The following is a 25,823-nucleotide window of genomic DNA, read 5'->3' as shown; positions in this document are numbered from 1 at the left end:
TCACAGTCATGACAACAACTGACGCAGCACTTCGTCAAAAGATAGCAGACCGTATTCGAAACTATGAGCATTTGGTCAAAAAGGATGTGTACCGGCAGCATTTTCATTTGATGCCGCCAGTCGGTCTTTTAAATGATCCGAATGGGCTGATTCAGTGGAAAGGAATTTACCACGTCTTCTATCAGTGGCAGCCATTCAAAACGGGGCATGGTGCAAAATTCTGGGGGCATTACACATCGACAGATCTAGTCAATTGGCAGCACGAAGAAGCCGCTCTTGCCCCAAGTGATTGGTTTGATCAAAACGGCTGTTATTCTGGCAGTGCATTTATAGACGATGGGCGGATGTATGTGATGTACACTGGAAACGTTCGGGATGAACAAGGGAACCGTGAGACGTATCAATGTTTAGCTGTTTCGGAAGATGGTATTCACTTTGAGAAAAAAGGTGTCGTGGCAACGCTGCCGGAAGGATTCACTGCCCATTTTCGAGATCCGAAGGTATGGAAGCGAAATGGCCAGTGGTACATGGTCCTTGGTGCACAAAGCTTAGATCTGAAAGGACACCTTGTCTTATTTACCTCTGATACGTTAGATAATTGGACGTTTCAAGGCACGATTGCAGGCAGCGGAAAGAATGGTTTAGACAAATTCGGCTATATGTGGGAATGTCCAGATCTGTTTGAATTAGACGGCCGGGATGTATTGATTGTGTCACCGCAAGGACTAGAGCCGGATGGCTTAAAATATCACAACACACATCAATCAGGCTATTTTGTTGGCACATTAGATGATCACTCCTATCAATATACACACGGAGCGTTTGAGGAACTGGACCGCGGTTTTGACTTTTATGCGCAGCAAACCTTTCTAGACGAAACAGGCAGGCGACTTTTAATCGGGTGGATGGGGGTGCCTGATCAAGGAGAAGAGCATCATCCGACCATTTCTTATCAATGGATACACTGTCTCACGATCCCGAGAGAGCTCCATTTAGATGAGGACGGACATCTGATTCAAAAACCAGTAAGTGAACTTCAATCCATGCGGACCAATGAACAAGAGCATGTTTTTCATATTAAACGTTCTGTTCATTCCATCCCTGTAGAGGATATTACGAGCGCAGAGGTATTCATTGATCAAATTGACACACAAAAAGGGTTTGAATGCTGTATCCGTGCAGCTGCACGCATCATCTATGATAAAGAGGAAGGGAAGCTGACATTAGAGCGGGATCGATTTGAAGATCGATCAAAGGAAGTTCGTGAAGCAGTCATAGAGGAATTACACGACCTTCATATCTTTATCGACTCATCGTCAATTGAGATTTTTGTAAACGGAGGCCGAGAAGTTTTTACTGCACGTTACTTTCCTTCCCCGGGAAATAAATCGATCTCCATCAGTGGCAGAAATGAAACAAAGCTGAAACTGAAGACATGGCATTTACAAAGAGAAGCAGGTCAATGATCTGCTTTTTTCTAGTGAGATCAGCCTGTATCTTAGAGCCTATAACGTGTATATACAAGGTTGGCCTAAAGCGGTTTGATGACGTTTTACATATATGATAACAGGTGGAATTATGGTATCATTTTAAAATATATACAGCTGAGGCTGACGTTTATCCAAATGCGGTAGGACAAAAAAAGGGGTTGTTTACTTGAATTCAAAACAGCAGCCGACGACTAGAAAACGCTTGGAGACAATGGCAGATCATGTTGAAGATAAACGTGAAGAATATAAAGAATTGCTCATTCAAGTTCAATCTATTCTCGGTGAACCTTCTTTAGAGCAGGAAGAAGTGAAAGAGAAGCTGTCAGATACGTATAAACAAATGAAAGAATATGCTTTATTTGTTGAATCCATTGAAGCCTTTATTCGAAAAATGGCGAAAGAGTCCGATCAGCAAAAATAAGCATTCATGTTTGGATAAAAGAGTGTACTCGGAAGAGGGTACGCTTTTTTAATTCAATAAGATTATTCAGAAATTTAAATGAAAGCGTTGACATTTATATTGTCATGATCAATAATAAATAAAAAATTCATCTGAGCATGTACAGGAGGAACGATATGAACCATACAACCAAGAAATGCCTGATCACCTTTATGATTGTCCTATTTTCTATGAGTTTTCTTTTTCCTTCCGTTTCTTCTGCCCGAACTCAACACACGTCATTTTTTGCACCTACTGCCTCTGTACCATCTGGTGAATATTATCGCTCACAAGAGGTGGTTCTCCATTCTCCGGTGCCAAAAGCTTCTCTTTATTACACAACAGATGGCAGCCAGCCGACAACTCAAAGTCAGCGATATAAAAAGCCTATTCATATTGATGCCAATACGACTTTAAAAGTAAGCGCTTACAAAAATAGGTATCGACTTGCTACGTCTACGTACAATTATCGTTTTGTCACACGAGAGGATATCGCATCATCCTTTTTATCTTTTGAATATCAAGGAATGCCTTATAGGTTGTACATTCCGAAAAATCATAAGAGGGGTAAAGCCTATCCTCTCGTCCTATTCTTACATGGAGGCGGGGAGAGGGGAACAGACAATCAAAAGCAGTTACTTGCGAATGATGGTGCAGTTTTATGGGCTTCTCCTGAAGTCCAAAAGAAACATCCTTCGTACGTACTAGCACCTCAGGCGCGAAATGCTGTCGATGGAGGCTTTGCTTTAACAAGAAATTTGCAAAATGAAATTGATCTGACGAACGTGTTTCAATTTTCACCAGATTTACACAAAGCTTATGATGTCCTTCAGCATGTGTTAACTTCTTATCAGATTGATCAGAAAAGAATTTATGCGACGGGTTTATCACAAGGTGGATTTGGCACGTACCAGTTGAACATCACATATCCTCGTTTGTTTGCAGCGATGATTCCTATTGCGGGGGGGGGGGCAGATCCAAGCAAGGCAGGAATTTTAGCACACAAGCCAATATGGGCATTTCATGCAGAAGATGATTCCATTATCCCTATCAGCTATGCAAGAAATACAATTCAAGCTATTCAAAAAGCTGGCGGCCAGCCGCTTTATACGGAGTACGTAAGCAAGTATGGATATGACCATGCATCATGGACGCCTGCTTATGAGACGCCAGGCTTAACAGATTGGCTGTTTGCACAGAGACGAAGCTTTCGATAAACAAAAACCGATTCACCCTAACAAGGCGAATCGGTTTTTTCTGTTTTATTTGTCAAAACGATGAGCAGAATGCTTTGTTGGTCCAATGTATTCGTTTAGCTGGAAAGAACCTTTAATGGCAGCCGTGATGAATTCTTTTGCTGCATAAATGGCTTCTTTCACATCTGATCCATTCGCTAGTTCAGCTGTGACTGCTGCTGAGAATGTGCAGCCTGCGCCGTGTGTGTATTCTGTGTCGATTTTATCTGTTTCAAGGCGTTCGAAGGTTTGTCCATCATAAAGTAAATCGATGGCTTTGTCTTCGCTGAGCTTACCGCCTCCAGTGATAACCACATACTTTGCACCAAGTTCGTGAATGCGTTTTGCTGCTTCTTCCATTTGTTCGATCGTTTTGATCTCGCCGATTCCGCTTAATTGACCTGCTTCGAAAAGATTAGGTGTGATAACGGTTGCCAGTGGCGTGAGCTTTTCGCGCAATGCTTCCGCGTGCTCTGGGTAAAGGACTTCGTTCGCACCCTTACAAACCATGACAGGATCAATGACGACATTTTTTAGGTCATATGTTTTGATGGTGTCAGCTGCAAGCTCGATCACGTCGACGGTAGGAAGCATACCCGTTTTTAGTGCATCTACACCAATGCCTTCTACAATGGTAGAGAGCTGCGCGCGAATTGTCGCCGTATCAATTGGAAACACCTGATGATCCCAATGATGATGTGGGTCCATTGCAACGACAACGGTTAAAGCTGTCATCCCGTAGACGTTTTTTTCTTGAAACGTTTTTAAATCTGCTTGGATACCTGCACCGCCGCTTGAATCCGAACCTGCGATGGTGAGTGCTTTATTCATAGACATAGTTGCTGAACCTCCAATGTGATGTGTAACAGTTATTGTTCTATCCCTTATTATAATCAGCTTTTCCGTTTATCACAATGAAACGGCATAAAAAAGCGTTCCTCTCTTCGGAACGCCTCTTTTTCTTACCTTTTACAAATCACCAATTTCCCTTTTTTCAGCTCGTCTAAAAGGGTTAAGGCTAACTCTTGATCGGCCCCAGTTGACATCATTTTGGCCATCAGTTCATCATCCCGGGTGCGAATGACATTGGCGACTTGATCCAAAATCCCTTGATCGACCGCTGTCATGCTTTTGGCGTCTGTATGCTCTGTTACGGTATCAGAGCGTTCTGGGTCGTAGGCAAAAACAAAAACAGCGTCCTTTGATGATCCCGATGAATGAATGTGGTCAATGGTCTGTTTTGCTTCTTTACTATTCTCCACCGTGATATATTCCATCATCATCACTCCTTTTCATCAAAAATTCCCATTTTCCCATCAAATCAAACCGCCTTTTATATCATGAGAAGAAAGTCAATTTATGTTTTAATGGAAAAAGACGAATCTATTAAAGGAGTAAGCTGCATATGAAGATTTCCTTATTAATTGTGACACATAACCGGCTCAGCGCACTGTGTGAGCTGCTTGAATCCATTACAAGACAAACCGTACAGCCTTTTGAAATTGTTGTCGTCAATGATGCAGGAGAGCGAGTCGACATCATTCAGGAACTTTACCCTGAGCTTCCGATCCGCTTGATTCATTTAGATGAGAATGTCCAGCATGTAAATGCCAGAAATGTGGGGGTGCGGGAGCTGACAGGCGACGTCATCATGCTGAGTGACGACGATGATTACTTCACATCTTGTCATATCGAACGCATGAGTAAGGCGCTGGAGGATGCCGATTTTGTCTTTTCTGATGCAGAAATTGTATCATTTGAAGAAAAAGGTGCGACCCGTTTTCCGCTGTCGAGACGTTTGTTTGCTTATACAGCAGATATTGAGGATATGCGTGTCTTTTCTACATATGTTCCTTCGGGCAGTATGTACAAGCGCTGTATACACGATGAGATAGGCTATTTTGATCCAGCGATGCATCATTATTGGGACTGGGACTTCTTTTTGCGTGTATCACAGCATGCCCGAGTGAAACGGGTGCCAGCTGCGAGCGTGATCTATGCATTTTTTGACGGCGGTGGAAATCAGTCTAGTGATCTTGGTGAAACAAGGAAAAACTACTTAGATGATTTAAGTGAAAAGCATGAACTGGGCGATCTGCCGACAGCGAACTTTGCTATATTATTAGAAGAACCAGCGATGAAAAAAAGAGAATCAGAGAGTGAGATTGTGTGGGATGGAAAACCGATGATCTCCAGACTCGCGCAGCAAGTAGAAGGAGGAAAACCGCAATGAAGCCATTTTTAAATGATAGCTGGTGGGCTGTGATGAAAAGTGAATTTGAACAGCCGTATTATCAGGAATTACGTGAATGGATGAAGGAAGAATATCGCACGCAGACCGTTTTTCCAAAACCAGATGACGTGTATCGTGCTCTTCATTTGACGTCATATGAAAAGGTCAAAGTGGTGATTTTAGGACAAGACCCTTATCATGGCCCAGGGCAGGCACATGGATTAAGCTTTTCTGTTCAGCCGGGCGTCAAACATCCGCCATCTTTGAGAAATATTTTTCAGGAGCTAAAGGATGATCTTGGCTGTCCTGTTCCAAACCACGGCTCACTTGTCAGCTGGGCAGAGCAGGGTGTGCTGCTTTTAAACACTGTGCTGACTGTGAGAAAGGGCGAGGCGAATTCTCATAAAGGCAAGGGCTGGGAACGTGTGACAGACCGCGTGATTGATGTGCTAAATCAGCGTGAACAGCCCGTCGTTTTTGTGTTATGGGGAAGACATGCTCAAAACAAGAAAGAACGCATTGATCAAAACAAGCATTTCATCATTGAGTCACCTCATCCAAGTCCTTTTTCTGCAAGAAACGGCTTTTTTGGCAGCCGACCGTTTTCAAAGGTAAACGCGTATTTAAAGCAAATGGGGATTGAAGAAATCAATTGGTGTATCAAGGATATTGAATGAAAATAGGACGAGGGGAGAGACCCTTCGTCCTGTTTATTTTAAAAATTTACGAACCAAGTCGAGTCCGTTTTTCGCATTTGGATAACGGAAGGAAAAATCGAAGCGATTGGTTTGCCGCAGGACGCTTTTTTCATGCGTAAAAGTAAAGAAGCTGTCCTTCCCGTGATATCGCCCCATGCCGCTTTCGCCGACGCCTCCGAATGGCAGGTAAGGGGTAGCGACATGCATAAGCGTGTCATTGATACATCCTCCGCCAAATGAGAGGTTGTCTAGAATATAGTTTTCTGTCTCTTTATTTGTTGTAAATAAGTAAAGCGCAAGCGGCTTTGGCCTTGCTTTGATCATATGAACTGCTTCATGCAGAGAATCAAAGGTCATGACAGGCAGAATCGGTCCGAAAATTTCCTCCTGCATGACGGGATCTTCCCATGAGATGTGGTCTAAAATGGTCGGAGCGATTTTGAGCTCCTGTTCATTGCGCTGTCCACCTGTGACGATCGTTCCATTTGAGAGAAATTGTGTGAGCCTGTCAAAGTGGCGCTGACTAACATTTTTTCCAAAGTGCGGATGCGTTTCGGGATGTTCACCATAAAAGTCACGGATACAGGCCGTTATTTCTCGCAAAAGTTCCTCTTTGATGGATTCATGAACGAGCAAATAGTCTGGTGCAATGCAGGTTTGCCCTGCATTGGTGAATTTTCCAAAGGTGATCCGCTTCGCTGCTAACTTGATGTCGGCATCAGGCATGACAATGCTGGGACTTTTTCCGCCAAGCTCAAGTGTGACAGGGGTCAAATGCTTTGCGGCGGCTTCCATGACGACTTTGCCAACTGCCACACTTCCAGTAAAGAAGATATAATCAAAGGGCAGTTTCAGCAGTTCTGTACTGACATCGACACCGCCCTCTACGACAGCTGCATGGTCTTCTTGAAATACATGTTTGATGATTGTGCTGATCACTTGTGAGACTGCCGGCGTCAGCTCAGACGGCTTTAAAATCACGGCATTTCCCGCAGAAATCGCACCGACTAATGGAGAAAGGGCCAATTGGAAAGGATAGTTCCAAGGAGCAATGATGAGCACACTTCCATAAGGTTCCTTGATGATCATGCTTTTTGATCCGATATGAGTCAGCGGTGTTTTCACGCGAGTTGGCTTCGCCCATTTGTGAAGGTGCTTGATGGTATGATTGATTTCTTCATACACCATCCCGATCTCTGTTGTATAGGCTTCCTGTTCGGATTTATGTAAATCATGGGCTAAGGCCTGTAAAATATCCTTTTCATGCTGTTTGATTGCTGCTTTTAAGTCTTGAAGAATGCGGATGCGTTCTTGAACCGCCGGCTTCTGAAAGACTTTTTGTTTCTGAAATAGAGCAGTGAGCTTGTCCATTATTCAATCCTTTCATAGACGATGTTGTTTCTTTTATTATGTGTGAATGAAGATGACGGGTCAAATAAGAGAGTCGTGAGCGCACTGCTTTGAAAAAATGAACCCATTTGGTTTGTTCATTTGGTAAAATAATGTTGAAAAGAGATTTTTTTAGATTGGAGGGTCTACCCTTGAATATTCATATATCAAGCCTGCTTCAAAAAATGGAGGAAGCGGTTCAAAAAGCAAAACAAAGTGGAAATGATGAAGAGGTGAAACGTCAAGTGGCGGCCATTTCTTCACTATGTGATGTCATTCTCGACGCACCATCACAGGTGCAAATGCCGCAGTCGCCGGTCATTTCACCACCTTCATCGATACATACACCATCAGCACCATCTGTGTCTGCAGATCAAGCCATGCTGGAGAAACTCATGGGCACAAGTGGCGCGAAGAAATTTCAGCAAAATGATGAGGGTCAAAAAGAGAAGGACGGGAACGGCGACTCTATTTTTGATTTTTAATGGTCTTGTCACGACAAAGGGAAGGTGATCGGTTTGAAACTATTTTTAGGCGCCATTCAGTGGATGGCATTTTTTATCGCAGCTTCTATTGCCGTACCAATTGCGATTGCACAAGCATTTGAATTGAATCAAGTGCAATCGGCGGAGCTGATTCAAAGTACTTTCTTTTCACTTGGTCTTGTGGCAATGGTGCAGTGTTTATGCGGCCATATGCTGCCGATTAATGAAAGTCCAGCAGGGCTTTGGTGGGGTGTGTATACCCTTTATGCCGGCATGACAGGTACAATCTTTGCGACGTATCCTGAAACCCTGCAAGCATTACAAGGGGCTTTAATTTTTAGTGCTGTTTTCTTTTTTATATTTAGTTTATTTAAAATCATCAATTGGCTCGCGTCTTTATTTACGCCAGTCGTCACAGGCATTTACCTGCTGCTGCTTGTTGTGCAGCTAAGTCAGCCAATCATGAAAGGGCTGATGGGCATCGGCTATCGGGGAAATCAGGTGGACGGGCTTGTCTTTTGCTTATCGATCTTGATTATTATCCTCACTTTCATGATCAGCCGCTCAAAATGGCATTACTTGAGGCAGTTTTCTGTGTTATTCGCTCTTGCAGGCGGATGGCTGTTATTCGCTCTACTCGGATTGGCGAAGCCAGTTCGAATTCCAGAACAAATCATCGAGTTTCCGAAGCTGTTTCCATTCGGTATGCCGGTCTTTGACAGCGGATTGCTTGTCACGTCCTTTTTTATAACGATTTTACTCATTGTGAACATGCTGGCAAGTATTCGAATTGTGGAAAGCTCAGTGAAGGCATTTGGTGAACTGCGTGAGCGGAAAAGAGCACGTCCTGCCGGTTTTGTCGCAGCATTTGGTCATTTACTAAGCGGGCTGATCGGTGCGATTGCGCCTGTACCTATTTCCGGGGCAGCAGGATTTATCCAGACAACCAAAATTCCTTCGAGAAAGCCTTTTTTCATAGGAAGTCTGCTTGTTGTTCTCATTAGTTTGTTTCCGCTGCTCATGAGCTTTTTCTCTGCATTGCCATCACCTGTGGGGCTTGCTGTAAACTTTGTGGTCTTCTCTTCTATGATTGGGATTGCGATGTCGGAGTTTGATCAGTATGAGAAAGAAGAAATTCCGCGGATTCGCTTTGTTCTTGGTATTGCTGTTTTAGCAGGCGTAGGGGCGATGTTTGTGCCTCAGGAGGCCTTGAAAGGCATGCATCCTGTGCTCATTTCATTATTAAGCAACGGTCTTGTTCTAGGCACACTCATTGCGATTGTGGTTGACCAAGTCTTGTTACGAAAGAAAAAGAAATCCGACAATCTCGTGTCAACGTAAAGGGAAAGTTGAATGTCGCCCTTCACCCGCGCTATGATAAATATAATTGACGAGATAAGGAGAATGACGAATGAAACTATTTTTCATTTTAGGCGCCATTAACGCCATGCTTGCTGTTGGACTTGGAGCCTTCGGTGCGCACGGTCTAGAAGGGAAAATCCCTGAAAAATATATAGAAATATGGAATAAAGGTGTTCAATATCAGATGTTCCATGCCATTGGCTTATTTGTTGTCGCTTTTCTTGCAGATAAGCTGTCAGGTGTCTCCTTGGTTCCTGCCGCTGGCTGGGTGATGCTTGCAGGCATCCTTTTCTTCTCAGGAAGCCTTTATGTGCTGGCATTGACGCAGGTGAAGATTCTAGGTGCCATTACCCCTATTGGCGGAGTAGCATTTATCGCCTCTTGGATCATGCTTGTCATTGCAGCAGCAAAAAATTTATAAGCCAAAAAACCGATGCTCTCATAGGGGCATCGGTTTTTTTTAACTCCAGTAAGGGGTATAGTTGGGCGGTGCTTGATAATATGGGACGTAGTGAGATGGAGGGACAGGGTGCGTTTGAGACTCTTCCTCCCGGTGGCAAAATGGTCCGATAAACACACTTGGTTTCACAGGCTTTATCGCCTGCTTCCACTGTGTTTCGTTCATGCAATAAGTATGGGCCATGATGTGAGAAGGGGTGAGGGTGAGAAGGTCTGAGCCTAGGATCACTTCAGGTGTAGATGCGTTAAAAATGGCTAACAAATGAGTTCTGTCTTGGAGAGCGACTTCATAGTGCCACCAGCCTTGAGGCACGTTTGCCACCTGTCCAGGTGTGATGGTGTAGGTGTGCAGTTTTTTTGTAAATGGATTCAGCATCGATACGGCAGCAGAACCGGCTATACAATAAACAAGCTCTGCCGCATTTTGATGATAATGAGGCTCTACAACTTTGCTTTTACTCAAATATATATCCAGCAGGGACACTTGATCCAACGAGTTTAATTGTTTTTTTCCTAACACATTAATCAGGTTATGCTGATCGAATTTCACAAGGGGGCTTTGATTCAAATCGTATGAAAATTTGACATTTGGTGATGTATAATCCAGCTCAACAGTCATTGATGTCACCTCTAGGCTTTTGATAAAAACTACTAGGCATCTTATGAGCAGCGCCCTAGAGGTGTGACAAAAACCTAGACAAAAGAAAAAAGCAAGGGCACCTGAGCCTTGCTTTTGCCATGCTTGACGTTATCTCGGAGAATACGTAGACATCGAGTATGGATAGTCATATTGAATTTCCCCATCAAACGTAATGTAATCAAGATAGATCGTTAATAGTAAGTATCGTGTTCCTGTCTTATTATCACTAATGATAATGTGGTCACGTCCTGCAGCTTCAATGACGCCTCTAAAAATCTTCGAATTCCATTCCTTGCTCGCCTCAAATGTCATATAAATCGTGGCTACCTTGCCGCGGTTCAATCGTAAAATATTTTCAATATAGGACTGCTCAATAGGCAGCTGCCCGGTGACATTCTGCTGATAAACCGGTCCAGAAGGAATTTGATAGGGCTGACCGCCGCCCTGCGTTCCTTGGCCTCCTTGTGAAGTGCCGGTAGACGGCATTGGTGAAAACCCCTGCTGCATTTGACCCTGCGTTTGGGGAGGGACTGAATAACCCATCTGCTGCGCAGGATACGGATTTGCTCCATATTGTTGCTGGCGGAAATCTTGACCTTCGAAACCCGAACCTTGCCCAAATTGATTTTTCAATTTCATAACGTTCCTCCTCTTTCCTCATGGTGTTCTAAACAGAAGGCGCTAAAGCACCTGTTGTTTCCATAGCATTCTTTCTCTCTTTCACACTATGAGACAGGAGGGGAGAATATGTACATTAAACGAAAAAAAGGAACTGCTATGCAATTCCTCAGCGTGTAGACAAACCCTCGCATTCTATCGGTACTCGTCCTTTTTACATGATCCAGTTTACAGCGTGCTGAATATCAAATAAAAGTGTCATGATGAGAAAAAACGCGGCGGGCGGTGTGATCACAATGATGAAGGCTTGCCATAATCTGAGCTTCATCACAGCGACAATGCCTAAAACAGCCATTCCAAATATCCACGTCTTTGCATATACATCCGTAAGAGTTAAAAGATCGAGATAATACCATACTTCATAATGCTGATCTAAATATGGTGAGACTTTAACAAACGTATACGGACCGAGCATCCCAACTGTGAAAATCCAAGTAAGTGAAAATAAAGCAGAAGGGAAAAAGACCGTCAGTGTGCAGGCCTTGAGTATATCTCGATACGCCGTTTGACAGCCGAAAAAGAGACGCCCTAACCATTTGATCAGGAGGACACCGAAAAATAGAATAATATTGCCTGCCAAAATACCATATCCCGCTCCTTGTAACAGAATAAAAGGGAATGGAATATGATTGCCCATATACTCGCTAAAATACCCTTCGTAGATCCAGCCCGTACCGGCGATACTTGCAAGGAGCATCATCAGCCAAATGGGAATATTGGAATGTTGATATGAGCGAATAATCGTTTTTGTCGCGACGAAAATTTTAAAAAATCGAAAAAATCCTTTTAATTCCTCTTCTTGGGAGTGATCATTCTTCATAGCTTCCAATGTTCTTTACTCCTTTAATACACACAAATGATTACTTATATTACCAAAAAGTTCGCATTTTTCAAAGATAGATCAATAAAAAAATACAATTTTATAAAAAATAGGTCACTCTACAGTCTCTTTAAGAGGAGACACATATGATAAACATAGTTTGAAAGAGACCGAGGTGAAAACTTTGACAAAAGTAACTGTCATTATGACGAGCTACAACAAGGCGGCTTACGTCGGCAGATCGATTGAAGCGGTCCTGCAGCAGACGCTGTCAGACTTTGAACTTTTTATCATGGATGATGGATCAAACGAAAAAACCCTTGCTGCGATTGAACCGTTTCGCAAAGATCCCCGCGTTCATTTTATCCAAAGCGGTGTCAAAACGCTGGAAGAGAGAACAGCGAAAACTCGCTACGCCGTGCTGATTAATCAAGCATTAGAACTGGCAAAAGGGGAGTATATTTCCTATGCCACAGATGACAATGTCTACGCCCCGGACCGTTTAGAGAAGCTCACTCATTATCTAGATACCCATCCAGGTAAAGATATTGTCTATTCTAGTTCTAAAGTGATCTATTTAAATAGCAAAAAAGAGCCAGTGAAGGAAACGATTCGGCCGGCGCAAACAGTGCAATGGAATGCCCCCTGCGCCATAGATCATTGCTCGGTCGTGCATCGTACATCCATTTTATCAAAAATTCATGAGGAATTTGGGTCTTACTGGGACGAGAGTCCGCATTTTTATCGAATAGGGGATGCCCGTTTCTTTTTCCGGTTAAATCATTTTTATCCGTTCTATCCGTTTGATGAAATATTAGATACAAATTACATCACAGATCAGTCGATTCATTATCAGCTGGCAGAAGAAGAGAAAAGTGCCTTTATTCAAGCACTTCCCGAGCAGTCTACCTGCTGGGAGCTTCGCAGTATATTAAAACAAAGACATGGGAGGTGACCTGAAGTGTCACACTATATTCATCATTATTGGCAGGTGTACTTTGAGTATGTGAATCTAATGAAGGATTTGTCCTACAAGCAAATTCCTCTTGGGTTGATCAGTAATTTTTATCAATATATCAGTCCTGAAGTGAGGGAGCACATGGAAGATGAAGCATTCGGTCAAGAACTGACAACCGCTTGTCCATTACCGGAAGAGATTCAGCCATTTTTTGATCAGCATAAGCAGCAGATCAAGCGTATTGCTTATCGTCCGGCGAATGGAAAGGTATTGCTTCACTTTGAACACCTGCGTTTTACGGAACAAAATTACACGCGGTTCCATCCAAACCAAACGGTGGTGCTCGCTCGCTGGAAGAAGGCGGATTATTACGGATTACCCGTGATCAGTAAGCCGGAATTAGCCGGAGAGGTTAATAAAGAAGCCCACGCTGAATATATTGAAAAAGCAAATGTTCTCCTTAAACCTTACGCTCACCACCCTGTCTTTGGCAATGTCTTTTTTAGAGAAAAACTGCGGAAGGACATTGTGCAATTTATTGATGTCATTGACCAGATAGAAATGCTATTTCAAATGCTGCCGATTGCAGCTGTTATTGTTGGAACGACAGAGGATGTCTACAGCCGCGTACTCGCTTTGCAAACAGTGAAACGCCAGCTTACGAGTATCTGTCTTCAGCACGGCGCGCTTATGGGAGACGAAGCCTTTTTACCGATTTTCACGACTTGCCATGGGGTGTTTGGAAAATATGAAAAGGACTGGTATGTAGACAAAGGCTGTCAGCCGGAACAGGTAGAAATCACAGGTCATCCGAGGTTTGATCTGGTGAAGGAGCGAACGCCGCTTCAACAGGATCTCATTTTTCGTAAATTGAACTTCAGTCCGGCTAAAAAGACCGTGCTTGTGGCAACGCAGCCGTTTTCTGAAGCCTTTTATGGCGATGTTCTTAAAACGATCGCCAAACGGAAAGACATTCAGCTGATCATGAAGCCGCATCCTTGGGAAATTGCTCGAAATCGATTAAATGACTATGTGTCTATTGAACGAGCTGGGAATCATGTGAGATTGATTAAAAAAGAAATTGACCTGTATGATCTGCTGCCATATGTGGATATCGTGATTACGCTCACATCCACAGTTGGTCTTGAAGCGATGCTTTTTGAAAAGAGTGTGCTGATCGGGAAAATGACAGAAGGCAGAAGATACCCATATTACGAGTCGCTTGGCAGCTATCATATGGAAAACCCTGTTGAATTAGCTGAGAAAGCCATTCGTATTTTGTCGGATGAACAAGAGATGAAACTGGCAAAGCAGCAAGGAGCTCAGTTCATTAAACAACATTATCCGCATGCGCGATCTATCGATGTTCTGCTTTCTCTGCTTAAAACAAAAACTGGTGTGGATTTTCAGAGATGAAGATAGGGGTGTGCAAGCGATATGGGAAAAAAGAGAGCACAATTTCTTCCTTATGCTCTGCCTTTCATTGAGCAGGAGGAAATTGATGAAGTCATTGGAACATTAAAGTCCGGCTGGCTGTCAACTGGACCAAAAGTAAGACAGTTTGAAGAAGAATTTCAGCAGCTGACAGGTGCAAAACATGCGATCGCTGTCAATTCATGTACGGCTGCTTTATTTTTAGCATTAAAGGCAAGAGGGATTGGGGCTGGGGATGAGGTGATTACAACCCCTCTGACATTCTGCGCAACAGCTAATACGATTATCCATACGGGGGCAGCGCCTGTATTTGTCGATATTGATCCAGCGACACTCAACCTGGATGCAGAGAAACTAGAAGCGGCCATTACACCACATACAAAAGCGATTGTTCCTGTTCACTTTGCCGGTCAATCGTGCGATATGGACCGAATTTTAGCGATTGCCAAAAAGTATGATCTATTTGTACTTGAAGATGCTGCCCACGCTCTTTACGCAACGTACCACGGTCAGCCCGTTGGATCCATTGGTGATGCGACCGCTTTTAGCTTTTATGCAACGAAAAACCTAGCGACTGGTGAAGGCGGCATGCTGACAACAAATGATGATGCGCTTGCGGCTCGAATAAGAAGACTAGCGCTCCATGGGATGAGCAAGGGAGCGTGGAATCGTTATGGAGAAAAAGGAACGTGGTATTACGAGGTCGAGGAACCAGGCTATAAAATGAACATGTTTGACGTGCAGGCATCGTTAGGGCTTGTTCAGCTAAGCCGTCTGGATGACATGCAGGCACGGAGAGAACAAATTGCGAAAGCATACAATCAGGCTTTTCAAAAAGAAGCGGGTCTGATTCTGCCGCCTGTGCATCAAGAAGGAAGACATGCATGGCATTTGTATGTACTGCAAGTGAACCCAAAAGAAGCATTCATCACGCGGGATGAACTGATTGATCAGCTGCAAAAAGAATATAAAATCGGCACGAGTGTTCACTTTATCCCTGTTCACTTGCATCCATACTATCAACAAACGTATCACTATTCACCCGAGGATTTCCCTGAGTCACTCACATACTACAAGCAGACGCTCTCACTGCCGCTCTATCCGAGTATGACAGATGAAGATGTGCAGGATGTTATCACAGCGGTGTTGTCTATTTTAAAAGAACAGAGGGCATCATCATGAAGGTCGTTCATGCTGTAGATGATCAGGTGCTCGCTGCTTGGCTGGAGAAATACGGTCAACAAGCGGAACAAATGAACGGCTTCAAGCAGTTTGCTCTTGTTAATGGCGCCCAGCTCAAAGCAGTCCTGTTATATGAATGGTCAAAATGGGAAAGCGGCATTTTTGATCAGCATATTTTTCATGTGAAGTTTGTGGAAGCGGAGTCAGCGTCTGCTTTTCAAGAATTGATGGAGCGCTTCATCAATTGGATGAGAACAGAAAAATGCGATTTTTTCTTTTTACGTCTTGAAGCGTCTGACCTTGTAAAAAACCGCATCGTCCAAAGGCTGTCACATGTGTACTATGTGGGCGGTCTCACTCGTCTTGAGGCGCCGCCTGTTCAAATGGAGCTTCCATCAACAGGTGATGATGTGGTTATTAGTCTGCCGGATGAAAAGGATTACGATGAGGCGGTGTCACTTGCTCATCAGGCGTTTGTGAAAAGCCGGTACGCACTTGATCCTTTTTTAGATCTGAATGTCGTCCAGCATTTCTTTCAGGAATGGATGAGAAACAATTTACTCGGACGTGCAGATATCAATCTCGCAGCAAAGGTGAACGATGAAGTCATTGGTTTGATTCAAGGGGTAACAAAGGGCGATGAACTAGTGCTTGATTTATTGTCCATTAGACCGGATGCACAAGGAAAAGGGATCGGAAAAAAGCTCGTGATGGCGATAATAGAAGCCTCTTATGAGAGAGGGCATCGGTTTATGTCTGCCGGAACTCAGATGCATAACACAACCGCGATTCAGCTGTACGAAAAGCTAGGCTTTAGAACAAAAAATGCCTTCTTGTATTACCATGTGTGGCCGAAAAAAGGAGAGAGGTAAGATGGCGCATTTCTATATCGGAGATCGCAAAGTAGGGGATGGTGCGCCTGTCTTTATCATTGCAGAGGCAGGCATTAACCATGATGGAAAGCTGGATCAGGCGCTTGCTTTAATTGATGTGGCAAAGGAAGCAGGTGCCGATGCGGTGAAGTTTCAAATGTTTCAAGCTGATCGGATGTATCAAAAGGAACCGGGTTTGTACGAAACAGCCAAGGGGGAAGAGGTGTCTATTTTTTCTTTAGTGGAACAAATGGAGCTGCCGCCAGAATGGCTCCCGGTGTTATTGTCACGTTGCGCGGAAAAAGGGCTGATATTTTTAAGCACAGTGTGTGACGAAGAATCTGCGGATCTATTGAATCAAACCGATCCGCCGGCTTTCAAACTGGCATCCTATGAAATCAATCATTTGCCTCTTATGCGTCACACGGCATCTTTTCAAAAGCCCATCATATTCTCAACTGCCGGGGCAACCATTTCGGATGTCCATGAAGCATACGAGGCGATTACAAGCGAGCAAAATCAGCAGGTCGCTATCATGCATTGCGTAGCAAAGTATCCAGCACCTAGAGCTTACACGAATCTGCGCGTGCTTCAAACCTTAGCTGCGGCATTTCCAGAGGCAGTCATTGGCTTTTCTGATCATAGTGAGCATCCAACTGAAGCGCCTGTAGCTGCTGTGAAGCTTGGGGCAGCAATCATTGAAAAGCATTTTACAGTCGATAAAACGTTACCTGGGGCTGATCATTCCTTTGCGCTTGATCCTGATGAATTGAAGGAAATGGTTCAGCATATTCGAGCGGCAGAAAAGCAGCGGAATTTAACAGAAGCTGACATTCATTCAGTGCCAGAAGAGCTCCTTGGCAGTTCTTATAAAACGACAACAGCCATTGAAGGCAAGATTCGTGAATTTGCGTATCGAGGCATTTTTACGACAAAAGGCATTGCAAAGGGTGAGACTTTGACCGCAGAAAATCTAGCCGTGTTACGTCCAGGACAAAAAAGCCAAGGTCTGCATCCAAGGTATATGGCGGTTTTACTTGGCGCAAAGGCTGTCAGAGATATCCCAGCCCATACAGGGGTTTCGTGGAAAGATGTACTCATGAAGGAGACGCCAAATGATCAATGATGTCCTTTTTGTCATACAGGCGAGAATGGGCTCAACAAGGCTGCCAAAAAAGGTGATGAAACCGATCGGCGGTATGGCGCTGATCGACCTGATTGTTGAACGAGTAAAGCAATCAGATCATTACAATCACAAAACGCAGAACCTCATGATCGCCACAACAGTTGAGGCAGAAGATGATCAGCTGGCCCATTATTGTCTCTCCAAGGGCTATAAAGTATTTCGTGGAAGTGAGACGGATGTACTGCAGCGATTTGCGCAGATTGTCCGTCATTTTAAACCGCAAACCATTGTGCGTTTAACGGGAGATAACCCATTTATAGATCCAGTCCTTTTGTCGAAAATGCTTGAAAAACATAGGCAAGCGAAGGCTGATTACACGTATACGGCTGGGACGCCACTCGGTATTTCCGGGGAAATGATCAACGCACAGATTTTAAGTGAAATCGAAAATTTTCCCCTTACGCAGCCAGAGCGTGAGCATGTCACGCTCTATATCAGAAAGCATCCTGAGCAATTTCACCAGCAATTATTCACACCGCCCAAAGAACTTGCATATCCTGCTTATCGATTCACGATTGATACAGAAGAAGATTATGTGTTTGCGACCCGTTTACTAGAGAAAGCTGGTGGCTCCATTGCTGTGCCTACGGCTGAGCTCATCACCATTTGCGAACAAGATCCTGATATTGTTCGGCTGAATCAATTTGTGAAACAGAAGGATGCTGAATGAACAAGAAAATCATGATTGTTGTGTACGGTGGGTTTTTAAGAGGGATGGGTCATGTCGTCAGAATGAAACGGCTGGCAAATCAACTGCTTCAAGAAGGAAACGACATATTTTTCTATACAAATGAACAGATCTGTGTAGAAATGCTCTCAGGTCCAGATTGGCACGTTCATTTGGTGCAGGAGTCGAGGGCATTCCTTCAGATGGAGCAGGACATAAAAGAGCTGAATCCAGATCTTCTGCTGATTGATGTACTTGATTGTGACCTCCAATTTCTTCAATTAGTCAAAGCATCCTCCAGCTCTGCCAGGCTGGTCTTATTCGAAGAAAAAAGAGCAGAAGCCTGTCAGCTTGCCGATGCTGTCGTGAACGGCATTTATGGCGGGCTGGACGAAAAGCACATGCAAGTAGATGGGACAGAATATTTTTATGGAACACCTTATTTATTGTTAGATCAAGAGATAAGCCGATTAAAAGACACATATGAGGTTCGAAAAGAATGCAAAAAGGTGGTCATCAGCCTTGGGGGCAGTGACCCGCGCGGATTGTTATCAAAGGCTGTATCAGCAATTCTCGAAGCGGACCACTTACACATTTTAGCGGTTACAGGAAAAGCCTCCCGCATTGAGGAACAAATAGAGGCTGAGCATATTCAATTCATTCGTCATACAGATCAATTACCTGCGCGTCTCTCGGAAGCTGATCTGGCAATAGTTGCTGGCGGGATGACATTATACGAGGCAGTTTGTATCGGAGTGCCCAGCATTGTCCTTTCACAAGTCGACCATCAAGCAGTGACAGCCGCTCGTTTTGCGCAAAAGGGAGCGTGTCACCATCTTGGATTAGGTGAACTTGTGGATGAAAAAGATATACGGTGTGCTGTGGAAAGACTGTCCAGCAGCTACTTTCTCCGCAGGAGCATCCATCTCAATGGACGGACACTTATTGATGGAAAAGGAACTGAACGAGTGAAAAACATTCTTATACACCTCATGAATCATCACCAAAAAGACTATAAGGATGTGTAGATGTGAAGGGAGTTATTTTAGCTGGAGGAAAGGGATCACGACTGGCGCCTTTAACGAAGATTTTCAATAAACATTTATTGCCGGTTGGTCCATATCCAATGATTTATTGGTCATTGTTCAAATTGAAGGAAGCAGGGATTTTAGATGTGATGGTCATATCACAAGAAGAACAAATCCCGTTGTTTCAAAAGCTGCTTGAAAGCGATCAGGAACTGGGGATGAACATCGTATATCAGGTACAGCCTGAAGCGTCTGGGATATCAGACGGTTTATCCTATGCAAAGCTCTTTGTAGAAGAGGAAAAGTTTGTGCTGATGCTTGGTGATAATGTATTTGAGGATTCGCTAAGCCCTTTTGTTGAAGCCTTTCAGCGGCAAGATAGAGGAGCCAAGGTTTTGTTGAAAGAAGTGACAGATCCAAACCGGTTTGGCATTGCAGAAATTGATGCCACGTGTCAACGGATTTTATCAATAGAAGAAAAGCCGGAGTATCCGCGCTCATCTTACTGCGTCACGGGCATCTATTTTTATGATCAAGAAGTCTTTCAATATATTGAGAGAATCTCGCCGTCAGATCGAGGCGAATTAGAGATTACAGACGTGAACAATCTCTATATCTCAAATAGCCAGCTGACCTATGATATGTTAAAAGGGTGGTGGATTGATGCAGGAACACATGAATCTCTCCACGAAGCATCTGTGAAAATGTTTGAAACGATGAAGAAAAAAGAGGGATCCGAATGACGAAGTCTTATTTAATTACAGGCGGAGCGGGTTTTATCGGACTGAATTTTGTGAAGCTGCTGCTTCAGGATACAAATGTCAGGCTCACCGTTTTTGATAAATTAACATATGCCAGTCATCCAGACGAGATGGAAGAATTATTAAAGTTGTCTCATTTTCGGTTTATTCAAGGGGATATTACCCTTCAGCATGAGCTGGATCAAGCATTTGACGAAGTCTATGATGCGATCATTCATTTTGCGGCAGAATCGCATGTTGATCGCAGCATTGAATCGGCAGAGCCTTTTATTCAAACAAATGTCCTCGGAACGTATCGTATGCTTGAAGCGGTCTTAAAAGGAAAGGCGAAAAAGCTCATTCATATTTCAACAGATGAAGTATATGGAGATTTGGAGCCAGATGATCCTGCTTTCACAGAACAAACACCACTTTCACCGAATAATCCTTATTCAGCAAGCAAGGCGAGTTCAGACCTGCTTGTGAAATCCTATATCCACACTCACCAATTACCTGCGATGATTACACGATGCAGCAACAATTACGGACCGTATCAGCATGAGGAAAAATTAATACCGACCATTATTAGAAAAGCAGTCAATGGAGAGAAAATCCCGATTTATGGAGACGGCCGGCAAATTCGCGATTGGCTGTATGTAGAGGACCATGCGAGAGCTGTGAAGAAGGTGCTCGAAAACGGCACAGCCGGGCAGGTATACAATATTGGTGGCGGCAATGAGAAAACAAATCTCGATTTAACCAAAACGATTCTATCGCAGCTCGGAATCAGTCATGATCAAATTGCGTTTATTCAAGACCGAAAAGGACATGACAGACGGTATGCCATTGATGCCAGTAAGCTAAAAGGAGAGCTCGGCTGGACGCAGGAGACGTCATTTGAAGAAGGTATCGAAAAAACGATCAATTGGTATCGAACCAAATATGATCAGAGCGAAGAAGGGTGACGGATGAAAGTTTTAATCACCGGTGCAGGCGGCCAATTAGGGAAAGAATTGAGCAGACAGCTCAAAGAAAAAGACATGACCGTCATTGCCTTAACGAGGAACATGCTCAATATCACAGACCAACAGGCAGTTAGACATGCGATGAGACACTATCAGCCTGATATTGTTGTCAGTGCAGCAGCCTATACATCTGTTGATCAATGTGAAACAGAAACCGAAAAGGCGTATCTTGTGAATGGCATTGGCGCCTACTATACAGCCCTGGAAGCAAAGCGCGCAGGCGCTGATGTGTTACATGTCAGTACAGATTATGTGTTTGACGGGCAGGCGGACACCCCTTACCAAGTCGATGCACAAGCAGATCCTCAAACCATTTATGGAAAGAGTAAAAAGCTTGGTGAGGAATTGATTCAGCTTGTGTCAGACGAAGTGAAAATCATTCGTACTTCGTGGCTTTATGGACATGAGGGGCATAACTTTGTGAATACCATTCTTCGGGTCGCTGAAACGAAGGATCATTTGCGCATTGTGAACGATCAAATAGGGTCTCCTACTTATACAAAGGATGCAGCCGAGGCCTTGATTCATTTGTTTGATCAGAAGGCAGGCGTGTACCATGTCAGTAACCGAGAAAGCTGTTCCTGGTTTGATTTTGCGTCAGAAATTGTGATGAAAAGCGGTCTTTCCGCCACAATTGAGCCGATTTCCACGGAAGAGTACGGCTTCCAAACGCCTCGCCCAGCCTATTCTGTTTTAGATCTTCAAGCGATTGAAGACACAGGCTGGCAGCCGAGGCATTGGAAGGATGCACTTTACGAATATTTGCAGAAAGAAGGGAGATGGCAACAGCATGATTGATGGTGTTCAAACGAAAAAACTCATGAAACATTGTGATGACCGCGGCTTTTTTGCAGAGCTCATTCGAGATGATGAACCGATGCTGAAACGCTTTGGTCAGGCGTCATGGTCGAAAAGCTTTCCAGGTGTGATCAAAGCCTTTCATTATCATGAAAAACAAGACGACGTTTGGTTCTTCCCGGCAGGTCATGCACAGGTCGTGTTATATGATTTGCGAGAGGACTCTCCCACAAAGGGGCAAACCGATGTGTATTATATGGGGGAAGACAATCCGATGCTGCTACTCATCCCAAAGGGTGTCGCGCATGGCTACCGTGTACTAGGTGAGACGCCGCTGCAAATTGTGTATTTCACAACAGAATCGTATGACCCGAAAAACCCAGATGAAAAGAGGATCGCTTGGAATGACGAAACGATCGGGTTTAATTGGGAAACGACATTTAAATAGAGAACGGGGGGCCTTTCGCAGGAGAAAGGTCTTTTTTTGTTGAAATACATTCTATATGTGTCATTTTATGTATATGTACGAAGCTGATAAGAAAAGGGATGTGGATGAGTTTGTCTAAAAGAATTGCGTTTGTAACAGGAGCAAGTACAGGGATTGGAAAGGCCATCGCCGTAAAGCTTGCCGCTCAAGACAATGTAAAGGTCATCATCAATTCTAGAAATCAATCCTCGCTAGAAGAAGCGCAGCAGCACATTGGGCGTATGGCAGAAACAAAGGAGCAGGTGGCTCTTTTCTGTGGGGACATGTCAGATGAAGGGGTGAGGGCTGAGGCTTTTACGAAAATAGAAAAAGAGTTTGGCAGACTGGATGTGTTGATTAATAACATTCCAGGGGGGATGCCGGATACCTTTGATTCATGTGACAGTGAGCAGATGATGGCAGCATTTTCTCAAAAAGCCATTGCGTACATTGATACGATGAAGCGTGCGGCTGCGGTGATGAAACGACATGAATATGGCCGGATCATTCAAATTGTCGGGAACCTATGGAAGGAACCTGGCGACCAAATGTTTACGAACAGTATGATGAATGCAGCGATTATTAATGCTAGTAAAAATGCTGCCACACAGCTTGCACCTTCAGGGATCACAGTGAATTGTTTAAACCCGGGATTTATTGCTACAGATCGGTACGAACAATTTATCGGAAACATGATGCGTAAACAGGCATTATCGCGGGAAGAAGCTGTACAGGCTGTAGCGTCAGGAATTCCAATGAAAAGAGTGGGGTCAGCGAGTGAAATGGCTTCATTGGCCGCTTTTATCGCATCAGAGGAAGCCTCCTATCTTACAGGACAACAAATATCCGTCGATGGTGGTTCGATGAAAAGTATATAATATCAAAAACCCGCTATATGCGGGTTTTTTGATTAAAGCGAATCGGTAGGATGCGAAGCCGGTCGATAAACAGGGCAAGCTGTTCAATTGGAGCAACCATTGAGATGCGGACATGACGCCTACCATGTGCTCCAAACACACCCCCAGGCGTGACAACAACATCAGTATGTTCGAGTAAATAGTCAGCAAATGCATGAGAATGTTCAAAATCATCAGGGATTGGAGCCCATAAATAAAAGGCACCAGCTGGATGTTCGATGGACCATCCTAGCTGCTTTTCGGCCTGACGGATGAAGAAGTGAATTCGTTCAAGGTAGACCTCTTTTAATGATTGTATGTGACGGTCATCACTTTGCAAGGCGACGGTTGCGGCTTGTTGAAATCCGCCATACATACTGACAAACACATGGTCTTGGAAGGCATTAATGGCTTGGATGATGTCCTCATTACCTACAGCAAAAGCGACTCTCCATCCTGCCATATTAAATGTTTTGGATAGAGAATATAATTCCACTCCTACGCTTTTCCCAAGAGGAGCCTTCAGAAAGCTTACTGGTTTTTGCTCATAATGAAATGAACCATAGGCAAAATCATGAATGACATGCAGTCCGTGAGCCGATGCAAAATCAGCAGCCTCTTCAAAAAATGCATCATTTGCCACAGCACCTGTTGGGTTATTCGGATAATTTAAGAAAAGAACCTTTGCCTTTTTGAGCACCTCTGGATCAATTGAAGAGAGATTCGGCAAATAGCCATTTTTCGATTCAAGTTTGATGCAGTAGGGCTTAGCGTCTGCCATCAAGATCCCAGAATGATATTCTGGGTATCCTGGATCGGGGATGAGGGCAACGTCCCCAGGGTCAAGCAGACACTGACTCATGACATAAAGGCCTGTTTTCCCTCCATTGAAAAGAGCAACTTCTTTCTGTGGGTCTATCTCAGTGCCGAACTCCTTTTTGTAGAAATCTGCAATGGCTTGCTTGAAAAAGTCGAAGCCTCTAAAAGGTGCATATTGCTGAAATTGCAAAGTGGCTGCTGCCTCTTGAAGGGCGCTTACGATATGTGCAGGAGTAGGAAGATCGGGATTTCCCTGACCAAGGTTTATGATGTTCGCTCCGTTTTGTGCTTTTTGCGCAATTTTCTCAAATACGGTTCCAAATTTCTGTTCTGGCAGCCGTTTAATCATGTTAGATGGTAAGATCTCCACCACGTTACCCTCTCTTTCTATCCCTTGACTAATTCATCCATTAAATGAATGGCAGCTTGCTTCTGTAAGTTGCGGATGGATGTGGCAACATCCTGTGAGGATGACCCTTTTAACTCAAGCGACACGATGCCGTTAAAGGCTTCAAATAAAGATAGATCGACAAAGGTGCCTTTGGACGGGACGGATTTACTGACGATCACAGTATCTCCAACTAAAGCATCCTGCGGAATATGGATATGATCAATGGTGATATGTGTGGCCTCGGCCGGTATGTGCCCGCTTTCTTTGAAATGCTGAGGGTACAAATGGCAGTCTGCAATATAATGCGTATGTCCAGAAAGCAGCTCTTTTGGCAGCTCCGCTTTTTTTCCATCGACTAATACATCGATCAGCAGCTTGACCATATCCACCCCAAACACTTTTTTGATATTCGGAATCATATTCCAGCCAGCAAATCTAGCTGCGGATTCGATCAGTCCTGTTTCTCGATTTTTCATGAGCTTGATCTCTGTATGGGTCGCACAGTTTTCAAGACCCAGCCCTTCATTTGCCTTCTTAGCTGCTTCAATGATGATTTGCTGGGCTTCATTATCTAGGATCGAAGGAGTAATATGAGCCGTTTCTGTAAAACCGATTTGAGGGGTCTTGTCATGTATGACAAAAGGGATATATTCTCCCTCCACGACTAACCCTTCTACACTGACATAATCAGAATAGCCACCCTCCTGATACCAATCCTCGTAAGCACCCTCTAAGTACGTTTCAGCGACAAATGGCGCTTCATATGTCACAGCGTTTGGGACGGGAATCGTTTGCAAATAGGATTGTACGTTTAAAAAGAGATCATCACTGCCGGCTCTGTCATGAAAAAGGGTCACACCAATAGAGCTTGCTAAATATGTAGGCTTTAAAATAAGCGGTGTCCCGATATGTTCAATAGCTTGCTGGAAATCAGCTAAAGTCGTGACAGGCTGAGTTTTCACCGCTTTGACACCAGCAGCGTTGAATGCAGCCCTCATTTGGCTTTTATCACGTGCCATTTCAGCTGCTTTTACCCCAGCGCCGCGCAGCCCCAGCCGCTCAGCAGCTTTTGCCATTGGTGCAATGAATAATTCATTATTGGTGGTGATGGCATCAGCTTTGAAAAAGGAAGCCACACGGACTAGGTCATCTACCACTTCTTCCTCTGATTTCAGATAATCATCATGTGCCCAGTAAATAGAATCAGGGTGTTCAAAAGAAGGGTGTGTCTCAAAATAATCACGATCTTTGATGACGGCAATGGAGTATTTTTCGATTAGTTCAGCGTGACCCTTTGTAATGGCAAAGGGTCTCGGAATATAAGAAACGATATGATAAGATGCCGCCACGCTTTCATAAAACATATGGGGCGGGCATCCTCCTAAGTCAGCAATGACAAGTACGGTTTTTTTACTCAATGAAAGCACTCCTTT

28 protein-coding genes are annotated in these 25,823 nt (G+C 43.9%); 20 read left to right on the top strand and 8 right to left on the bottom strand.

Annotation, left to right across the window (positions count from 1 at the left end):
* Positions 1 to 8 precede the first annotated feature (8 nt).
* The 3 genes from BAE31_RS11820 (at position 9) to BAE31_RS11810 (ending at position 3,146) form a co-directional block, all read left to right on the top strand.
* Complete coding sequence (locus BAE31_RS11820) at positions 9 to 1,466, top strand: sucrose-6-phosphate hydrolase (RefSeq protein ID WP_076840508.1); 1,458 nt, start codon at positions 9 to 11, stop codon at positions 1,464 to 1,466.
* A 190-nt stretch (positions 1,467 to 1,656) separates the two neighbouring features.
* On the top strand, positions 1,657 to 1,911 hold the full coding sequence (locus BAE31_RS11815; RefSeq protein WP_024423823.1) for a hypothetical protein: 255 nt from the start codon (positions 1,657 to 1,659) through the stop codon (positions 1,909 to 1,911).
* 155 nt (positions 1,912 to 2,066) lie between these two features.
* Positions 2,067 to 3,146, top strand: coding sequence for a chitobiase/beta-hexosaminidase C-terminal domain-containing protein (locus BAE31_RS11810; RefSeq protein ID WP_076840507.1), 1,080 nt, complete (start codon positions 2,067 to 2,069; stop codon positions 3,144 to 3,146).
* Positions 3,147 to 3,191: 45 nt separating this feature from the next.
* On the opposite strand, the gene BAE31_RS11805 is transcribed toward BAE31_RS11810, so the two are convergent.
* Positions 3,192 to 4,001: a bifunctional hydroxymethylpyrimidine kinase/phosphomethylpyrimidine kinase gene (locus tag BAE31_RS11805; protein WP_041108286.1), complete on the bottom strand. Its 810-nt coding sequence runs from the start codon at positions 3,999 to 4,001 to the stop codon at positions 3,192 to 3,194.
* 125 nt (positions 4,002 to 4,126) lie between these two features.
* Positions 4,127 to 4,441: a YflT domain-containing protein gene (locus BAE31_RS11800; RefSeq protein WP_024423820.1), complete on the bottom strand. Its 315-nt coding sequence runs from the start codon at positions 4,439 to 4,441 to the stop codon at positions 4,127 to 4,129.
* A 128-nt stretch (positions 4,442 to 4,569) separates the two neighbouring features.
* Here BAE31_RS11800 and BAE31_RS11795 point away from each other — a divergent pair, with 128 nt between their 5' ends.
* Positions 4,570 to 5,397 carry a glycosyltransferase family 2 protein gene (locus BAE31_RS11795; RefSeq protein ID WP_075621533.1) on the top strand — a complete coding sequence of 276 codons (828 nt, stop codon included), beginning with the start codon at positions 4,570 to 4,572 and terminating at the stop codon, positions 5,395 to 5,397.
* Positions 5,394 to 6,074 (top strand): uracil-DNA glycosylase, encoded by a 681-nt coding sequence (locus tag BAE31_RS11790; protein WP_024426408.1) that lies wholly within the window; start codon positions 5,394 to 5,396, stop codon positions 6,072 to 6,074. Before BAE31_RS11795 ends, BAE31_RS11790 begins: the two co-directional genes overlap by 4 nt.
* A gap of 33 nt (positions 6,075 to 6,107) precedes the next feature.
* On the opposite strand, the gene BAE31_RS11785 is transcribed toward BAE31_RS11790, so the two are convergent.
* Positions 6,108 to 7,466 (bottom strand): aldehyde dehydrogenase, encoded by a 1,359-nt coding sequence (locus BAE31_RS11785; RefSeq protein ID WP_076840506.1) that lies wholly within the window; start codon positions 7,464 to 7,466, stop codon positions 6,108 to 6,110.
* Positions 7,467 to 7,636: 170 nt separating this feature from the next.
* On the opposite strand from BAE31_RS11785, the gene BAE31_RS11780 reads away from it, so the two are divergent.
* From BAE31_RS11780 to BAE31_RS11770, 3 genes are all read left to right on the top strand, one after another.
* Positions 7,637 to 7,969 carry a YwdI family protein gene (locus tag BAE31_RS11780; protein ID WP_024423816.1) on the top strand — a complete coding sequence of 111 codons (333 nt, stop codon included), beginning with the start codon at positions 7,637 to 7,639 and terminating at the stop codon, positions 7,967 to 7,969.
* A gap of 33 nt (positions 7,970 to 8,002) precedes the next feature.
* Positions 8,003 to 9,310, top strand: coding sequence for a purine/pyrimidine permease (locus tag BAE31_RS11775; RefSeq protein WP_041108276.1), 1,308 nt, complete (start codon positions 8,003 to 8,005; stop codon positions 9,308 to 9,310).
* A 70-nt stretch (positions 9,311 to 9,380) separates the two neighbouring features.
* Positions 9,381 to 9,752 (top strand): DUF423 domain-containing protein, encoded by a 372-nt coding sequence (locus BAE31_RS11770; RefSeq protein ID WP_025093833.1) that lies wholly within the window; start codon positions 9,381 to 9,383, stop codon positions 9,750 to 9,752.
* A gap of 39 nt (positions 9,753 to 9,791) precedes the next feature.
* Here BAE31_RS11770 and BAE31_RS11765 read toward each other — a convergent pair whose 3' ends face one another.
* The 3 genes from BAE31_RS11765 to BAE31_RS11755 all read right to left on the bottom strand — a co-directional run bounded on the left by BAE31_RS11765 (position 9,792) and on the right by BAE31_RS11755 (position 11,928).
* Complete coding sequence (locus tag BAE31_RS11765; protein ID WP_024423814.1) at positions 9,792 to 10,409, bottom strand: cupin domain-containing protein; 618 nt, start codon at positions 10,407 to 10,409, stop codon at positions 9,792 to 9,794.
* 129 nt (positions 10,410 to 10,538) lie between these two features.
* The gene (gene gerQ / locus BAE31_RS11760; protein WP_024426405.1) at positions 10,539 to 11,069 is read right to left on the bottom strand and encodes a spore coat protein GerQ; all 531 of its coding nucleotides are present in this window, start codon (positions 11,067 to 11,069) and stop codon (positions 10,539 to 10,541) included.
* A 193-nt stretch (positions 11,070 to 11,262) separates the two neighbouring features.
* Positions 11,263 to 11,928 (bottom strand): YIP1 family protein, encoded by a 666-nt coding sequence (locus BAE31_RS11755; RefSeq protein ID WP_249895867.1) that lies wholly within the window; start codon positions 11,926 to 11,928, stop codon positions 11,263 to 11,265.
* 184 nt (positions 11,929 to 12,112) lie between these two features.
* On the opposite strand from BAE31_RS11755, the gene BAE31_RS11750 reads away from it, so the two are divergent.
* The 12 genes from BAE31_RS11750 (at position 12,113) to BAE31_RS11695 (ending at position 23,162) form a co-directional block, all read left to right on the top strand.
* Positions 12,113 to 12,883, top strand: a complete 771-nt coding sequence (locus tag BAE31_RS11750; protein WP_076840631.1) for a glycosyltransferase family 2 protein — start codon at positions 12,113 to 12,115, stop codon at positions 12,881 to 12,883.
* Between the two features lie 6 nt (positions 12,884 to 12,889).
* Positions 12,890 to 14,302, top strand: coding sequence for a capsular polysaccharide export protein, LipB/KpsS family (locus BAE31_RS11745; RefSeq protein WP_076840504.1), 1,413 nt, complete (start codon positions 12,890 to 12,892; stop codon positions 14,300 to 14,302).
* 21 nt (positions 14,303 to 14,323) lie between these two features.
* A complete protein-coding gene (locus BAE31_RS11740; RefSeq protein WP_076840503.1) occupies positions 14,324 to 15,502 on the top strand; it encodes a DegT/DnrJ/EryC1/StrS family aminotransferase in 1,179 nt (392 codons plus the stop codon).
* Positions 15,499 to 16,374: a GNAT family N-acetyltransferase gene (locus tag BAE31_RS11735; RefSeq protein WP_076840502.1), complete on the top strand. Its 876-nt coding sequence runs from the start codon at positions 15,499 to 15,501 to the stop codon at positions 16,372 to 16,374. Before BAE31_RS11740 ends, BAE31_RS11735 begins: the two co-directional genes overlap by 4 nt.
* Before the next feature lies 1 nt (position 16,375).
* Entirely contained in the window at positions 16,376 to 17,500 is a 1,125-nt protein-coding gene (locus BAE31_RS11730; protein ID WP_041108266.1) for an N-acetylneuraminate synthase family protein, read from the top strand.
* Positions 17,490 to 18,230: a cytidylyltransferase domain-containing protein gene (locus tag BAE31_RS11725; RefSeq protein WP_076840501.1), complete on the top strand. Its 741-nt coding sequence runs from the start codon at positions 17,490 to 17,492 to the stop codon at positions 18,228 to 18,230. The genes BAE31_RS11730 and BAE31_RS11725 overlap by 11 nt, the downstream gene beginning before the upstream one ends.
* Complete coding sequence (locus BAE31_RS11720; RefSeq protein WP_076840500.1) at positions 18,227 to 19,255, top strand: PseG/SpsG family protein; 1,029 nt, start codon at positions 18,227 to 18,229, stop codon at positions 19,253 to 19,255. The genes BAE31_RS11725 and BAE31_RS11720 overlap by 4 nt, the downstream gene beginning before the upstream one ends.
* 2 nt (positions 19,256 to 19,257) lie before the next feature.
* Positions 19,258 to 19,998: a sugar phosphate nucleotidyltransferase gene (locus tag BAE31_RS11715; RefSeq protein ID WP_076840499.1), complete on the top strand. Its 741-nt coding sequence runs from the start codon at positions 19,258 to 19,260 to the stop codon at positions 19,996 to 19,998.
* Entirely contained in the window at positions 19,995 to 20,960 is a 966-nt protein-coding gene (rfbB, locus tag BAE31_RS11710) for a dTDP-glucose 4,6-dehydratase (RefSeq protein WP_041108257.1), read from the top strand. The genes BAE31_RS11715 and rfbB overlap by 4 nt, the downstream gene beginning before the upstream one ends.
* 3 nt (positions 20,961 to 20,963) lie before the next feature.
* Complete coding sequence (rfbD, locus tag BAE31_RS11705) at positions 20,964 to 21,818, top strand: dTDP-4-dehydrorhamnose reductase (protein WP_041108251.1); 855 nt, start codon at positions 20,964 to 20,966, stop codon at positions 21,816 to 21,818.
* Positions 21,811 to 22,266, top strand: coding sequence for a dTDP-4-dehydrorhamnose 3,5-epimerase family protein (locus tag BAE31_RS11700; protein WP_024423802.1), 456 nt, complete (start codon positions 21,811 to 21,813; stop codon positions 22,264 to 22,266). The genes rfbD and BAE31_RS11700 overlap by 8 nt, the downstream gene beginning before the upstream one ends.
* Positions 22,267 to 22,370: 104 nt before the next feature.
* Entirely contained in the window at positions 22,371 to 23,162 is a 792-nt protein-coding gene (locus tag BAE31_RS11695; protein ID WP_283936072.1) for an SDR family oxidoreductase, read from the top strand.
* Between the two features lie 13 nt (positions 23,163 to 23,175).
* On the opposite strand, the gene BAE31_RS11690 is transcribed toward BAE31_RS11695, so the two are convergent.
* On the bottom strand, positions 23,176 to 24,369 hold the full coding sequence (locus tag BAE31_RS11690) for a pyridoxal phosphate-dependent aminotransferase (protein WP_076840629.1): 1,194 nt from the start codon (positions 24,367 to 24,369) through the stop codon (positions 23,176 to 23,178).
* Positions 24,370 to 24,386: 17 nt separating this feature from the next.
* The gene (gene bacD / locus BAE31_RS11685) at positions 24,387 to 25,808 is read right to left on the bottom strand and encodes an alanine--anticapsin ligase (RefSeq protein WP_076840498.1); all 1,422 of its coding nucleotides are present in this window, start codon (positions 25,806 to 25,808) and stop codon (positions 24,387 to 24,389) included.
* Positions 25,809 to 25,823 lie beyond the last annotated feature (15 nt).

This window comes from Bacillus sp. I-2 (genome assembly GCF_001974945.1).
Lineage (GTDB): Bacteria > Bacillota > Bacilli > Bacillales > Bacillaceae > Bacillus > Bacillus safensis.
Note: the sequence above shows the minus strand (reverse complement) of the source record. Positions and strands in the feature narration are given on the sequence as shown.